The following is a 12,875-nucleotide window of genomic DNA, read 5'->3' on the forward strand; positions in this document are numbered from 1 at the left end:
CGCCCGGCTATCCTCTGCAGCCCTGCCATGGAGGCTGCAATGCGCCTTTTCTTCCTTGCTGCGGCACTGACCGCCCTGCCCTTCGCCGCCACTGCACTGGACGTGCCGCCGGTGCGCTATCCCGCCGTGCCCGCGCACGCCGCCACGGCCGAGGGTTTCGTACCTGCCGGCTGGACGCTGGAATACAGGATCGAAGGCGACCTCGACCAGGACGGGCGCGCAGACCTCGCGCTGGTGCTGCGCCAGCAGGACCCGCGCAACATCATCGAACACGATGGGTTTGGCCCTTCGCCGTATGACAGCAACCCGCGCATCCTCGCCATCGCCTTCGCGCGACCGTCCGGTTACGTGCTGGCCGCGCAGAACCACACGCTCATTCCACGGCCGGACTCGCCCGTGCTCAGCGATGCGCTGGCCGAAGGCACCGGCGTGTCGATCCAGCGCGGCGCACTGCGGGTTGGGTTGTACTCGTTCTCCAGCGCGGGCAGCTGGTCGATGGGCACCACCACGTTCACGTTCCGCTGGCAGGAAGGCAACTTCGCGCTGATCGGCTACGACCGCGACACGATGATGCGCAATTCCGGGCAGACCGAGGGCCTCAGCGTGAACTACTCCACCGGCAAGGTGAAGCTGACCGAAGGCAGCATGCAGGACGACAAGGAACAGGTGCGCTGGCAGACCCTGCGTGACCGCAAGCACTGGACGCTGGACAGCGTCGGTGATGGCTGGGCGTTCAATCCGCTCGGCGACGGCGGCTGAGCGCGGGTCAATCCGCCCGCAACGGCATCGACAGATGCGGGCCTTCGCCTTCGCGCGCAGGTCCGCGCCGCAGCACCTGCAGGTAGCGGCCATCGGCAGACACCTCGGGCGTGCGGGCGTGCGAACGCCATTGCGCCGGCAACCGCGCCAGCGCCTCGTCGGCGGGCCCGGGCTGCTGCCGCAGCCAGCGCTGCGCGCCGAGCAGGCGGATCATCGCCGCCGTGTCCTGGCTGCGCGCCGCGTACGGCGCATAGGACGGCCCGGCGATGGCGCTCAATGTGCATCCCAACGGGTTGGCCATGCAGCGCACATCCCATCCGAGTGGTGGCGACACAGGGAGCGGGACGTCGGCCGCCAGCGCCGTGGCTGCAGCAGGCCGGCATGCCCAGCCGAAATTGCCGGCGATCCGGGCCAGGGTGTGGTCGCGATCCAGCAGCAGACGGCTGCCTGCTGTCTGCGTGGACGCTTCCACCGCCGCCTTGTTCATCGCAAATTCGCCCTGCATTGCCTGGCACAGGCTCTGTTCGTTCGCGTCCAGTGGCTGCAGCGCCGCCTCGCAGGGGACGGGCAGCGCGTAATCCGGCGATTGCTCGACCAGCATCTCGCCAAGCAGTGCGGCATGGGTCCGCACCACGGCGGCGCCCATCATGCTGTCCACCAGCGTGCTGCCGGTCCGCATCATCCGCCGACCAAACCGCACCGCGCTGCAGCTGCCCTCGATGGCACCGGCAACATCGCCCTGCAGATAGGCCAATGCCTGTGCACTAGCCCCATCCAGCAGCGGCGCGTAGGCCGGCAGAGGCAGCAGCTCGCTTCCGCTGGGCCTGAACGGGGAATCGAAGCGATCGTAGTCCGCCATCCGGGCCAGTCGCTCATGCAGGCCGGCATGCCCGGCGTGGGCGTCAGCGAAGCGCTGCGGATCAGCGCGTACCTGTGCCAGGCAGCCGACCGGCCCGACTGCACAACGACCTGAGCGGCCCGGATTCAATGGTGCGTGCCTGGCGGCCAGCACCGACGCTTGCGACGTGTGCGTGGGCGCCGTCTGCCAGCGCTGCAGATCTTCGGCCAATGCCGCCTCACGCTGGGCCAGGTCCAGCCCATCGAAGGGCAGCGTCCACAGCAGGGCGAAGCCGTTCCTGCCCTCGCTGCGATGCGCGGCTTCAAGCAGGCGGACATCCTCCCGCTGGGCGGCCGACAACGGCCAGAACCTCGACAGCAGCCATGCCGCGATGGCGATCACCAGCAGACCCAGCATTGCCCAGCCCAACCACCGCAGCATCCTCAACACAGCATCCCTTCCCTGCATGGCCAGCGCCGCCAACGGGCAGCGTAAACGAGCGGCCGCGACCGCTACAATGCGCGCATGTCGCTCGATGCCCCCGCCCTGGTTCCCCGTCCCTCCCTGCAGCGCCTGTTCCTGACCGGCCTGCTGACCCTGTTGCCGATCTGGCTGACCTGGGTGGTGGTCAAATTCGTGTTCGTGCTGCTGTCGGGCATCTCCAGCCCGCTGGTGGTGCCGCTGTCCGAACAGATCGCGACCAGCTTCCCGCATTACCTCGGCTGGGTCCGCGCCGAATGGATCCAGAACACCATTGCCCTGCTGGCCACCCTGCTGGTGATCCTGGCGGTGGGCGTGGCCAGCCGCCGCGTGGTCGGCCAGCGCCTGCTGCGCTGGGTCGGCGCGGTCATCAAGCGCATTCCGCTGGCCAGCATCATCTATGACAGCGCCAAGAAGCTGCTGGACATGCTGCAGACCGAACCGGGCAGTACCCAGCGCGTGGTGTTGATCGACTTCCCGCACCGCGACATGAAGTCGGTGGGCCTGGTCACCCGGGTCATCAAGGAACAGGGCACCGACCGCGAACTGGCGGCCGTCTATGTGCCGACCACGCCGAACCCGACCTCCGGCTATCTGGAGATCGTGCCTGTCGAACTGCTCACCCCGACCGACTGGACGGTGGACCAGGCGATGAGCTTCATCATTTCCGGCGGTGCAGTGGCACCAGCCAGCGTTCCGTTCACCCGCGCCGGCGATCGTTCCGAATGAGCGAGGCGTCGCACGCGCGCCCGCTGCAGGACCGCGCGGTCCTGCTGTTCATCGTGCTGGCTGCGTTCTTCTGCGGCAACGCGGTGCTGGCCGAACTGATCGGGGTGAAGATCTTCGCCCTGGAAGACACCCTCGGCATCGACCCGCTGAACTGGAACCTGTTCGGCCAGACCGGCTCGTTGAGCTTCACCGCCGGCACGCTGCTGTGGCCGGTGGTGTTCATCATGACCGACACCATCAACGAATTCTTCGGCAAGCGCGGGGTGCGTTTCATCTCGTGGCTGGCGGTGGTGCTGATCGCCTACGGTTTCCTGTTCGCCTTCGCGGCGATCTCGCTGGCACCGGCCAGCTGGTGGGTGACCTCGATGGATGCCCACGGCGTGCCCGATTACCAGGCCGCGTTCGCGGCGGTGTTCGGACAGGGCATGTGGACCATCGCCGGTTCGCTGGTGGCGTTCCTGTTCGGCCAGTTGATCGACGTGGCGGTGTTCCACCGCATCCGCCAGGCAACCGGCGAGCGCCATGTATGGCTGCGTGCCACGGGTTCCACCGCGGTCTCGCAGCTGGTGGACAGCTTCGTGGTGATCTGGATCGCCTTCGTGCTTGGCCCGCAGCACTGGCCGACATCGCTGTTCCTGGCAGTGAGCAGTGTCAACTATGTCTACAAGATGGGCTTTGCGATCGCCCTGATTCCGTTGCTGTACCTGATGCGGCGTGCAATCACCCGCTATCTGGGCGAACACCGCGCCGCCGACCTGCGCGCTGCGGCCGCGGCTGACTGAAGCCCCAGCGACGCACAAGCTGACTGCGCCCCCACGCTGGCCGTACGCGCGCGGATCGTGCAAGCTCCACGGTCTGTGTTCCACGGAAGCTTCTTGATGCCGTATTCCCCCCGCGTCCTGGCCGCCGCCATCGCCGCGTTGTTCCTGTTCAGCGCCGTTCCGCCGGCCGAAGCAGCGAAGAAGAAGGGCAGCCGCCCCGCCGCCGCGCAGACCCGCCAGGCGGCCAAGCCGAAGGCCCGCGCCGGCACACGTGCCACCACGCCCGCCCGCGGCAGTTCGGCGCGCCGCGCCGCGCCGCGCCCGGTCGCCCCTGCCCGTGCGGTGCCCAAGCAGGTGCAGCTGGAGCGGCTGTACGACGAATACTGGGATGCCTCCATGCGGTTGAACCCGCTGCAGGCCACCTTCCAGGGCGAGCCGCGCTACAACGACCAGCTGCCCAACATCCTTTCTGCCGCGTGGCGCCAGCAATCGCACGACTTCACCACCGAATGGCTGGGCAAGGTCGAGAAGATCGGCAGCGACGGCCTGCAGGGGCAGGACCTGCTCAGCTACGAGATCTTCGTGCGTGATGCCCGCGCTTCGCTGGCCGCCGAACGTTATCCGAGCTGGATGATGCCGATCAGCCAGTACTACAACGTCGGCAGCATCATGGCCATCCTCGGCGCCGGTGCTGGCGCACAGCCGTTCAATACGGCCAAGGACTACGACACCTGGTCGCGACGCTCGCTGGGCATCCCCGACCTGTTCGAGCAGGCCATCGACAACATGCGCCAGGGCGTGAAGGCCGGCGTGGTGCAGCCGCGCGACCTGATGGAAAAGGTACTGCCGCAGCTGGACGCGGTGATCAAGCCGACCGCCGAAGAGAGCATCTTCTGGTCGCCGATCCGGACCATGCCCGAGTCCATCTCCGCCGAAGACAAGGCGCGCATCAGCGCCGAGTACAAGCGCATGATCGAACTGCGCATCATGCCGGCCTACCGCGCCCTGCGTGGCTTCATCGCCACCGAATACCTGCCTGCCACGCGCAGCAGCAGCGGCCTTGGCGCACTTCCCGACGGCCAGGCCTGGTACGCCAACCTGATCGTGCAGACCACCGCCAGCCAGCAGACCGCCGCGCAGCTGCATGCGCTGGGCGAGCAGCGTGTGCAGGAGCTGCAGGCGCAGATCACCACGGTGATGCGCGACGGCAAGCTGCGCAGTTCGCAGGCCAAGCTGCTGCGCAGCATGCGCAACGACCGCCAGTTCCAGTACAGCGATGCCAACGCGCTGCTCAACCGTTACCGGCAGGTGCAGCAGCAGGTCGATGCACGCCTGCCGCAGGTACTGGACACCCTGCCGAAGGCGCCGCTGCAGATCCGTGCAGTGGAACCGGAGCGTGCCATGACCGCCGCCGCAGCCTCCTACCAGCCGTCGCCGCCGGGACAACCCGGCGTGCTGTTCGTCAACACCCGCGACCTGCCCAGCCGCAAGCGCTGGAACGTGCCGGTGCAGTACCTGCACGAAGCCATTCCCGGCCACCATGTGCAGCTGGGCCTGCAGCAGGAACTGACCAAGCTGCCGCGCTTCCGCCGCCTCGGTGGTGACCTCGCCTTCGTCGAAGGCTGGGGCCTGTACGCGGAAACCCTGGGCGACGAGCTCGGCGCGTACACCGATCCGTACGACCGCATCGGCTATCTGTATTCGCGCCTGCTGCGCGCCGCGCGCGTGGTCGCCGATACCGGCGTGCATGCGCAGGGCTGGAGCAAGCAGCAGGCCGTCACCTATCTGCAGAAAACCGTGGACATGAGCGCTGACGATGCCAACGCGGAAGTGGAACGCATCATGGCCCAGCCTGGGCAGGCGCTGTCCAACGTCGCCGGCCTGACCACGATCATCGCCCTGCGCGACAAGGCCAAGGCGCGCCAGGGCGCTGCGTTCGACCTGCGCCGCTTCCATGCCGAAGTGCTGAAGGACGGTTCGATGCCGCTGGATGTACTGGACCACAAGATCGAACGCTGGCTGGCGCAGCCGGCCGCTGCAACGCCTGCGCCCGCGCCCTGACCGCCAAGGAGCTGCCATGCGCCCTGCCGCCCTGCTGTGTGCCACGGTTCTCGCTCTGCTGCCGTCGATAGCGTTGGCAGCGGCACCGCAGGCACCGCCGGATGCAGGCATCGATGGACTGATGCAGGCCTACGACGGCCAGGTGCCGGGCGCAGCGGTGCTGGTGCTGCACGACGGGCAGCCGGTGTTCCGTCGCGGCTACGGCCTGGCCGTGGTTGAAGATGGCAGCGCAGTCACGCCGGCCAGCAACTTCCGCCTGGCCTCGGTCAGCAAGCAGTTCACCGCTGCGGCGGTGCTGTTGCTGGTCGAGGACGGTCGCCTGGCGCTGAACCAGCCCGCGCGGCACTGGCTGCCGGAACTGCCGCCCGCTGCTGCCGGCATCACCCTGCGCCAGTTGCTGTCGCACACCAGCGGCCTGCTGGACTACGAAGACCTGATGGACCCTGCCGACACCCGGCAGGTGCACGACACCGATGTGCTGGCGCTGTTGGCCCGCGAAGATCGACTCGCCTTCGCACCCGGCAGCCAGTACCGCTACAGCAACAGCGGCTACGCACTGCTGGCGCTGATCGTCGGCCGCGCCGCCGGCAGCGACTTTGCCAGCTTCCTGCAGCAGCGCATTTTCCAGCCGCTGGGCATGGCGCACACAGTGGCCCACCAGGACGGGGTCGACCAGGTCGCGCAGCGTGCCTATGGCTACAGCGAAGTTGACGGACGTTGGCAACGTACCGACCAGAGCACCACCAGCGCCGTGCTCGGCGATGGTGGCATCTACTCCTCGCTGGACGACCTCGCCCGCTGGGACGCGGCCCTGTACGACGACCGCCTGCTGTCGGCCGCATCACGCAAGGCCATGTTCAGCCCGGCCACCGCCACCACCGAAGCGGACGTACCGCACTACGGCTTCGGCTGGCGGCTGAACGGCCGCATGCACTGGCACAGCGGCGAGAGCATCGGCTTCCGCAACGTGATCCTGCGCTACCCGGACAAGCGCCTGACAGTCATCGTGCTGAGCAACCGCAACGCCCCCGAACCCTATCCGCTGGCGCTGAAGATCGCCCGGCGCTGGCTGGACACCCTGCAATGACCACCACGACCACCGGCCTGCTGGGCATCCACCATGCCGCACTGATCTGCAGCGACTACGCCCGCTCGAAAGACTTCTACGTGCGCGTGCTGGGCCTGCGCATACTGGCCGAGAACCACCGCGCGGCACGCGACTCGTGGAAACTGGACCTGGCCCTGCCCGATGGCGGCCAGCTGGAACTGTTCTCCTTCCCCTCGCCCCCCGCACGGCCCAGCCGCCCCGAAGCCCAGGGCCTGCGCCATCTCGCGTTCCGGGTAGCCGCGCTGGAACCCTTCGTCGAACGCCTGGCCCGCCACGGCGTCGAATGCGAACCGATCCGCGTGGACGAGTACACCGGCCGCCGCTTCACCTTCTTCGCCGACCCCGACGACCTACCGCTGGAGCTGTACGAGATCGGTTGAGCGATTTTCAATCGCGGAAATTCATCCACGCATGGCATGGATCTGCGTGTCGACCAAGGTCGACACCCACCAAGAGCAGGCAACGCCATTCCAACCGATCGCGGAACCTGTCGAAGGCGGGGTGGGTCCGGTTGCGGGGGTGTCCGCGGCATGGATGCCGCGGCCAAGCCCCCAAGGACGGGTTTACGGCGTCCCCCGCAACCGGACCCACCCCGCCATCCCACGGAATGCACGCCGTTGCCGTTGCCGTTGCCGTTGCCGTAGCGGGTGCCGGGCGCAGCCCGGCCAAAGCCCCCCTTCCCCATACCCCGCCGAATGGGTATACAGTCGACCCGTACCGGCATCGTGCCGGAATGAACCCTGGGAGGGGACCATGCGCAAGACCTTCAAGACCCTGCTGCTGGCGCTGCCGCTGTGCCTGGCCGCGCTTTCCGCGCAGGCCGCCGACAGTGCCGCCGGCCGCTGGAAGACCATCGACGACAAGACCGGCAAGGTGAAGTCGATCGTCGAGATCAGCCAGGCCGCCAACGGCACGCTGTCCGGCAAGGTGGTCGAGATCCTGCACTCGGACAAGGGCCCGAACCCGGTCTGCGATGGTTGCGAGGGCGCCAACAAGAACAAGCCGGTGAAGGGCATGACCATTCTCTGGAACCTGAGCCAGGACAAGGGCACCACCAGCAAGTGGTCCGGTGGCACCATCCTCGACCCGGCCAACGGCAAGACCTATCGCTCGAAGATCGAGCTGCAGCCGGGTGGCGGCAAGCTGGACGTGTCCGGCTGCATCGCCTTCATCTGCCGCGCGCAGACCTGGGTCCGCGAGTAAGCGTCACGGCCCCGGCAATGCCCTGGTGACCCGGCTCCGGCCGGGTCACCGCGTTGCGGGCATGCGATAATCCCCGGTTCCCCCTGGCTGCACCCCGTGACCATGACCCGTACCGCGCTCGTCACCACCGCCCTGCCCTACGCCAACGGCCCACTGCACCTGGGCCACCTGGTCGGCTACATCCAGGCTGACATCTGGGTGCGGGCGCGTCGAATGAGTGGCGGCAAGGCCTGGTTCGTGTGCGCCGACGACACCCACGGCACGCCGATCATGCTGGCTGCGGAAAAGGCCGGGGTCACCCCGGAAACCTTCATCGCCAACATCCAGGCCAGCCACGAGCGCGATTTCGCCGCTTTCGGCGTCGCCTTCGACCATTACGACTCGACCAATTCCGCCGCCAACAAGGCGCTGACCGAAGCGTTCTACCTGAAGCTGGAAGCGGCCGGCCACATCAGCCGCCGTTCGGTGGCGCAGTTCTACGACCCGGCCAAGGGCATGTTCCTGCCCGACCGCTACGTCAAGGGCATCTGCCCGAACTGCGGCAGCGCCGACCAGTATGGCGACAACTGCGAGGTCTGCGGCGCCACCTATGCGCCGACCGACCTGAAGGAGCCGCGCTCGGTGATCTCCGGGGCCACCCCGGAAATGCGCGATTCGGAGCACTTCTTCTTCGAGGTCGGCCACTTCGACGGCTTCCTGCGCGACTGGCTGGCCGGCGATGTCGCCCTGCCGGGCGTGAAGGCCAAGCTGGGTGAATGGCTCAACGCCGAAGGCGGCCTGCGTGCGTGGGACATCTCACGCGATGCGCCGTACTTCGGTTTCGAGATTCCCGGCCAGCCGGGCAAGTACTTCTACGTCTGGCTGGACGCGCCGATCGGCTACCTGTCCAGCTTCCAGACCCTGTGCAGCAGGATCGGCGAGGACTTCGAAGCGCACCTGCGCGCGGGCACCAGCACCGAGCTGCATCATTTCCTCGGCAAGGACATCGTCAATTTCCATGGCCTGTTCTGGCCGGCGGTGCTGCACGGCACCGGCCACCGCGCGCCGACCCGCCTGCACGTCAACGGCTACCTGACCGTCGATGGCGCGAAGATGAGCAAGTCGCGCGGCACCTTCGTGATGGCGCGTACGTTCCTCGATGCCGGCCTGGAGCCGGAGGCACTGCGTTACTACTTCGCCGCCAAATCCGGTGGCGGCGTCGACGACCTCGACCTGAACCTGGGCGACTTCATCGCGCGCGTCAACGCCGATCTGGTCGGCAAGTTCGTCAACCTCGCCAGCCGCTGCGCCGGTTTCATCAGCAAGCGCTTCGATGGCCAGTTGGCCGCGCAGCTGCCCGACGCGGCGCAGTACCAGCGCTTCGTCGATGGCCTGGCGCCGATCCGTGAGGCGTACGAGCGCAACGACCCGGCCGCGGCAATCCGCCTGACCATGACCCTGGCCGACGAAGCCAACCGCTACATCGACGACGTCAAGCCGTGGGTGATCGCCAAGCAGGAAGGCGCCGATGCGCAGCTGCAGGCGGTCTGCAGCCAGGGCCTGAACCTGTTCCGCGTACTGGTCACCGCCCTGAAGCCGGTGCTGCCGGCCACCGCGGCGCAGGCCGAGGCCTTCCTGGCCGCGCCGGTGAATGACTGGACCGAGCTGGCGCAGCCGCTGCTGGGCCACCGCATCACCGACTACACCCCGCTGTTCACCCGTATCGACCCGAAGAAGATTGACGCCATGATCGACGCCTCCAAGGACACCCTGACCGCCGCTGCCCCCGCCGCCCCCGCCGCCCCCGCTGCCAAGGTTGAAGCAAGCAAGCCTGCCGCACCGGTGGTGGCCAAGGACGAAGCAAAGAGCGCCGACGCGCCGGCCTACATCGGCATCGACGACTTCGCCAAGCTCGACCTGCGCATCGGCAAGGTGCTGGTGTGCGAGTTCGTGGAAGGCTCGGACAAGCTGCTGCGTTTCGAACTGGATGCCGGCGACCTCGGCAAGCGCCAGATCTTCTCCGGCATCCGCGCCAGCTACGGCGAGCCGGAAGCCCTGGTCGGCCGCAGCGTGGTGTTCATCGCCAACCTGGCACCGCGCAAGATGCGCTTCGGCCTGAGCGAAGGCATGATCCTGTCTGCCGGTTTCGATGGCGGCGCGCTGGCGCTGCTGGACGCCGACAGCGGCGCGCAGCCGGGCATGCCGGTTCGTTGATGCAGTACGGGCGCGGCCCTGGCCGCGCCCGGTCATGAGCACCGCGAAGGGAGGTACCGTGATGGGAGATGCTGCGTTGGAACTGGCGCTGTTCGACTTCGACCACACTGTCACCACCTGCGACACCTATGGCCGCTTCCTGCGCCGGGTCGCCACCGCCGAACAGCTGGCACAGGCCTGGTGGAAAGTCGGCCCGTGGCTGCTGGCCTACAAGCTGAAACTGATCTCCGCCGAGCGCATCCGCGCACGGGTGACCCGGTTGACCTTCAGCGAGCGCCACGCCGATGACATCGAGACGCTGGCTGCGGGCTTCTCCCGCGAGTTCCTGCCCGATGTCGTGCGCCCGGAAATGCTGGAGCAGATCCGCTGGCACAAGGAGCAGCAGCACACCGTGGTGGTGGTATCCGGTTCACTGGACCTGTACCTGCGGCCATGGTGCGAACAACTGGGCCTGCAGCTGATCTGCAATCGGCTGGAAAGCGAAAGCGGACGCCTGACCGGCCGCTACGCCGGTGGCGATTGTGGCCCACGCAAGGTCGAGCACATCCGTCGCCAGTTCGATCTGTCACGCTACACACGCATCCATGCCTACGGTGACAGCGCCGAGGATCGTCCGATGCTGGCCCTGGCGCACGAGCGCTGGTACCGCGGCAAACCCCTGAAGTAACCACACGCGCAGCCTTCGCCACGCATGAGCCTGATTCCACCCCTGACCGAACGCCTGGACCGCTTGCTGCCGCAGACCCAATGCGGGCAATGCGGCTACGACGGCTGTCGCCCGTATGCGCAGGCGATGGCACGTGGCGAGGCTGGCGTGGATCGTTGTCCGCCGGGCGGCGATGCCGGTGCGCGGGCGTTGGCGCAGGTGCTGGGTGTGCCGGCGCTGCCGTTTGATCGATCGCGGGGCGAGCACAAGGCGCCGCAGGTGGCGTTGATCGTGGAGGCTGACTGCATCGGTTGCACCAAGTGCATACAGGCGTGCCCGGTGGATGCGATCGTCGGCGGGGCGAAGTACATGCACACGGTGATTGCGGATCTGTGCACGGGGTGCGAGTTGTGTATTCCACCTTGTCCGGTGGATTGCATCGAGCTGGTGTTGGTGTAGGTTTTTTTTGCGACGCCGCGGCGTCGCGTTGCGCTGAGAGCAACGGCAACAGCTGGGAGCGTCGGCTGCCTGGGTTTGATGATCTGGGCGGGTGGGCGGGGGCAAGCGGGACACGCCGTGAACCCATCCATGGGGGCTCGATGGCGCCTTGCTCGTGTGCGCTATCCTGCGCACACGGCAAGACCTGGGTTGGGCGTCCTGCCCAACCCGCCAGGCGCATGCGCCTGGCCCATGGCGCCAACGGTCCCGCTTGCCCCCGCCCACCAGCCCCTGACAGCTGTTCGCGGCGGACGGGCGAGCAACTGCAATGCTATGGCTGGGGTGTTGGTGGGTGCGGACCTTGGTCCGCACTATCTGTCCGATGTCATGAACCGTCGTCGCAATCGACCTTGCCTGCGCACGCTGGCGACTATCGAATCACGATGCATGTCGCAGATTGCTCGGTCTATCGCGACCGTGGCGCCACCTGCGTTCGAGGCGGCTTAACAGCATGCAAAAATGCCGGAAACCTCCTGACGTTGCGGGCATTGCAACTTGTCTGATTGGCATTCCGCTACGACGGGTTTACAGATGGTGAGCCGCCGAAAAAGGGTGGCCGGGTGTCGAAAACCCGCGACGCAAGATGTTGTTTACGCTTGCCAGCCGGCGTCACCTTGCGTGGCGCCGGCTGGCAATCCGTCTGCCGGTCATGGCGGGCGGGGCGTGGGGGCTTTCGGGTCCACCGGTTTCGTCTTGCGTCCCGGTTTTCGAGCCACGTCTCCGTCCGCCACCTTTGAGTGGCGGCTACCGTCTGTCCTGCACGGAGCCTTGCCATGAACGCATCGGATTTCCCCCATCTGCACGCCTACCTCGGCCCGGCAGACGCCGACGAGGACACGGAACCGTCGCCATCGCTTGATCCCACCACGCTGGTTGCGACCCTGCGGCGCATCGGTACCGGCGCCGCCGCTGACGGTCAGCCGTGGCCGGAGCGGCATCAACTTCCCAGCCGGTGCATGGCGCTGGCCGATGCCGATTGCGCGCTGGCCGGGCTGCGCGTGGTGCAGGAGGTCCTGCTGGCCGCCGAACGCACCCGGCAGAATGGCGCGCCGGAGGAGTACGTCGGCGACCGGGTCATGGAAGGCCTGATGCTGGCCTGCCTGGCCTTGTGCACGCAGGCAAGCACACGACTGCAGCCGCAGCTGTAACGGATGTTGCAGCGTCAGCCATTCGGCAAACGGGGTCAGATCCCTTTTCCGGAGGAAACGGGATCTGACCCCTGTCCGCTCATTACGGCACTGCCGCCGTAACGATGATTTCGACCTTCCATTCGGCGTGCGCAAGCTTGGCTTCAACCGTGGCGCGGGCCGGGGTCGCGCCCTCCACCACCCACTCGTCCCACGCCTTGTTCATGCCCTCGAAATCGGCCATGTCGGCCAGGAAGATCTCCGCACGCAGCACGTGCTGGCGGTCACTGGCCACCAGCGCCAGCAGCTTGTCGATCTCGGCCAGCACCTGCCGGGTCTGGCCGGTTATGTCCTGGCTGGTGTCTTCCGGAATCTGGCCGGAAAGGTAGGCGACCTTGTTGTACACGGTCATCTCGGACATGCGCGGTCCGACGTCGTAACGCTCCATCATGGGCGTGGCTCCTGCGGGTGG

General features: G+C 67.2%; 13 protein-coding genes. 11 read left to right on the forward strand and 2 right to left on the reverse strand.

Annotated elements, in window-relative coordinates:
- Positions 1-39: 39 nt before the first annotated feature.
- Entirely contained in the window at positions 40-759 is a 720-nt protein-coding gene (locus tag CLM74_RS15550; protein ID WP_033831708.1) for a hypothetical protein, read from the forward strand.
- Positions 760-766: 7 nt separating this feature from the next.
- Here the strand turns inward: CLM74_RS15550 and CLM74_RS15555 are convergent, their stop codons facing one another.
- Positions 767-2,038 carry a hypothetical protein gene (locus tag CLM74_RS15555; RefSeq protein ID WP_229655626.1) on the reverse strand — a complete coding sequence of 424 codons (1,272 nt, stop codon included), beginning with the start codon at positions 2,036-2,038 and terminating at the stop codon, positions 767-769.
- Positions 2,039-2,122: 84 nt separating this feature from the next.
- On the opposite strand from CLM74_RS15555, the gene CLM74_RS15560 reads away from it, so the two are divergent.
- The 10 genes from CLM74_RS15560 to CLM74_RS15605 all read left to right on the forward strand — a co-directional run bounded on the left by CLM74_RS15560 (position 2,123) and on the right by CLM74_RS15605 (position 12,424).
- A complete protein-coding gene (locus tag CLM74_RS15560) occupies positions 2,123-2,806 on the forward strand; it encodes a DUF502 domain-containing protein (RefSeq protein ID WP_032975065.1) in 684 nt (227 codons plus the stop codon).
- Entirely contained in the window at positions 2,803-3,588 is a 786-nt protein-coding gene (locus tag CLM74_RS15565) for a queuosine precursor transporter (RefSeq protein ID WP_025879090.1), read from the forward strand. The genes CLM74_RS15560 and CLM74_RS15565 overlap by 4 nt, the downstream gene beginning before the upstream one ends.
- 96 nt (positions 3,589-3,684) lie before the next feature.
- Entirely contained in the window at positions 3,685-5,628 is a 1,944-nt protein-coding gene (locus CLM74_RS15570) for a DUF885 family protein (protein WP_105164462.1), read from the forward strand.
- A 16-nt stretch (positions 5,629-5,644) separates the two neighbouring features.
- On the forward strand, positions 5,645-6,715 hold the full coding sequence (locus CLM74_RS15575; RefSeq protein WP_105164463.1) for a serine hydrolase domain-containing protein: 1,071 nt from the start codon (positions 5,645-5,647) through the stop codon (positions 6,713-6,715).
- Complete coding sequence (locus CLM74_RS15580) at positions 6,712-7,116, forward strand: VOC family protein (protein ID WP_025879087.1); 405 nt, start codon at positions 6,712-6,714, stop codon at positions 7,114-7,116. Before CLM74_RS15575 ends, CLM74_RS15580 begins: the two co-directional genes overlap by 4 nt.
- A 373-nt stretch (positions 7,117-7,489) precedes the next feature.
- The gene (locus tag CLM74_RS15585) at positions 7,490-7,939 is read left to right on the forward strand and encodes a DUF2147 domain-containing protein (protein WP_025879086.1); all 450 of its coding nucleotides are present in this window, start codon (positions 7,490-7,492) and stop codon (positions 7,937-7,939) included.
- A gap of 102 nt (positions 7,940-8,041) precedes the next feature.
- A complete protein-coding gene (gene metG, locus CLM74_RS15590; RefSeq protein ID WP_105165035.1) occupies positions 8,042-10,132 on the forward strand; it encodes a methionine--tRNA ligase in 2,091 nt (696 codons plus the stop codon).
- 76 nt (positions 10,133-10,208) lie between these two features.
- Positions 10,209-10,799: an HAD family hydrolase gene (locus CLM74_RS15595; RefSeq protein ID WP_025879084.1), complete on the forward strand. Its 591-nt coding sequence runs from the start codon at positions 10,209-10,211 to the stop codon at positions 10,797-10,799.
- Between the two features lie 24 nt (positions 10,800-10,823).
- Positions 10,824-11,237, forward strand: coding sequence for an Rnf electron transport complex subunit RnfB (rnfB, locus tag CLM74_RS15600; protein ID WP_105164464.1), 414 nt, complete (start codon positions 10,824-10,826; stop codon positions 11,235-11,237).
- A gap of 812 nt (positions 11,238-12,049) precedes the next feature.
- The gene (locus CLM74_RS15605; RefSeq protein ID WP_033831714.1) at positions 12,050-12,424 is read left to right on the forward strand and encodes a hypothetical protein; all 375 of its coding nucleotides are present in this window, start codon (positions 12,050-12,052) and stop codon (positions 12,422-12,424) included.
- Between the two features lie 82 nt (positions 12,425-12,506).
- Here CLM74_RS15605 and CLM74_RS15610 read toward each other — a convergent pair whose 3' ends face one another.
- Positions 12,507-12,854: a RidA family protein gene (locus CLM74_RS15610; protein ID WP_025879081.1), complete on the reverse strand. Its 348-nt coding sequence runs from the start codon at positions 12,852-12,854 to the stop codon at positions 12,507-12,509.
- Positions 12,855-12,875: the final 21 nt, after the last annotated feature.

Origin of the sequence: Stenotrophomonas sp. MYb57 (assembly GCF_002966815.1) — a bacterium.
GTDB lineage: Bacteria > Pseudomonadota > Gammaproteobacteria > Xanthomonadales > Xanthomonadaceae > Stenotrophomonas > Stenotrophomonas indicatrix.

Excerpts from the sequence above, each read along its gene's own strand:
- CLM74_RS15550 (WP_033831708.1), top strand. The coding sequence starts at position 40 with ATGCGCCTTTTCTTCCTTGCTGCGGCACTGACCGCCCTGCCCTTCGCC.
- CLM74_RS15555 (WP_229655626.1), bottom strand. The coding sequence starts at position 2,038 with ATGCTGCGGTGGTTGGGCTGGGCAATGCTGGGTCTGCTGGTGATCGCC.
- CLM74_RS15560 (WP_032975065.1), top strand. The coding sequence starts at position 2,123 with ATGTCGCTCGATGCCCCCGCCCTGGTTCCCCGTCCCTCCCTGCAGCGC.
- CLM74_RS15565 (WP_025879090.1), top strand. The coding sequence starts at position 2,803 with ATGAGCGAGGCGTCGCACGCGCGCCCGCTGCAGGACCGCGCGGTCCTG.
- CLM74_RS15570 (WP_105164462.1), top strand. The coding sequence starts at position 3,685 with ATGCCGTATTCCCCCCGCGTCCTGGCCGCCGCCATCGCCGCGTTGTTC.
- CLM74_RS15575 (WP_105164463.1), top strand. The coding sequence starts at position 5,645 with ATGCGCCCTGCCGCCCTGCTGTGTGCCACGGTTCTCGCTCTGCTGCCG.
- CLM74_RS15580 (WP_025879087.1), top strand. The coding sequence starts at position 6,712 with ATGACCACCACGACCACCGGCCTGCTGGGCATCCACCATGCCGCACTG.
- CLM74_RS15585 (WP_025879086.1), top strand. The coding sequence starts at position 7,490 with ATGCGCAAGACCTTCAAGACCCTGCTGCTGGCGCTGCCGCTGTGCCTG.
- metG (WP_105165035.1), top strand. The coding sequence starts at position 8,042 with ATGACCCGTACCGCGCTCGTCACCACCGCCCTGCCCTACGCCAACGGC.
- rnfB (WP_105164464.1), top strand. The coding sequence starts at position 10,824 with ATGAGCCTGATTCCACCCCTGACCGAACGCCTGGACCGCTTGCTGCCG.
- CLM74_RS15605 (WP_033831714.1), top strand. The coding sequence starts at position 12,050 with ATGAACGCATCGGATTTCCCCCATCTGCACGCCTACCTCGGCCCGGCA.
- CLM74_RS15610 (WP_025879081.1), bottom strand. The coding sequence starts at position 12,854 with ATGATGGAGCGTTACGACGTCGGACCGCGCATGTCCGAGATGACCGTG.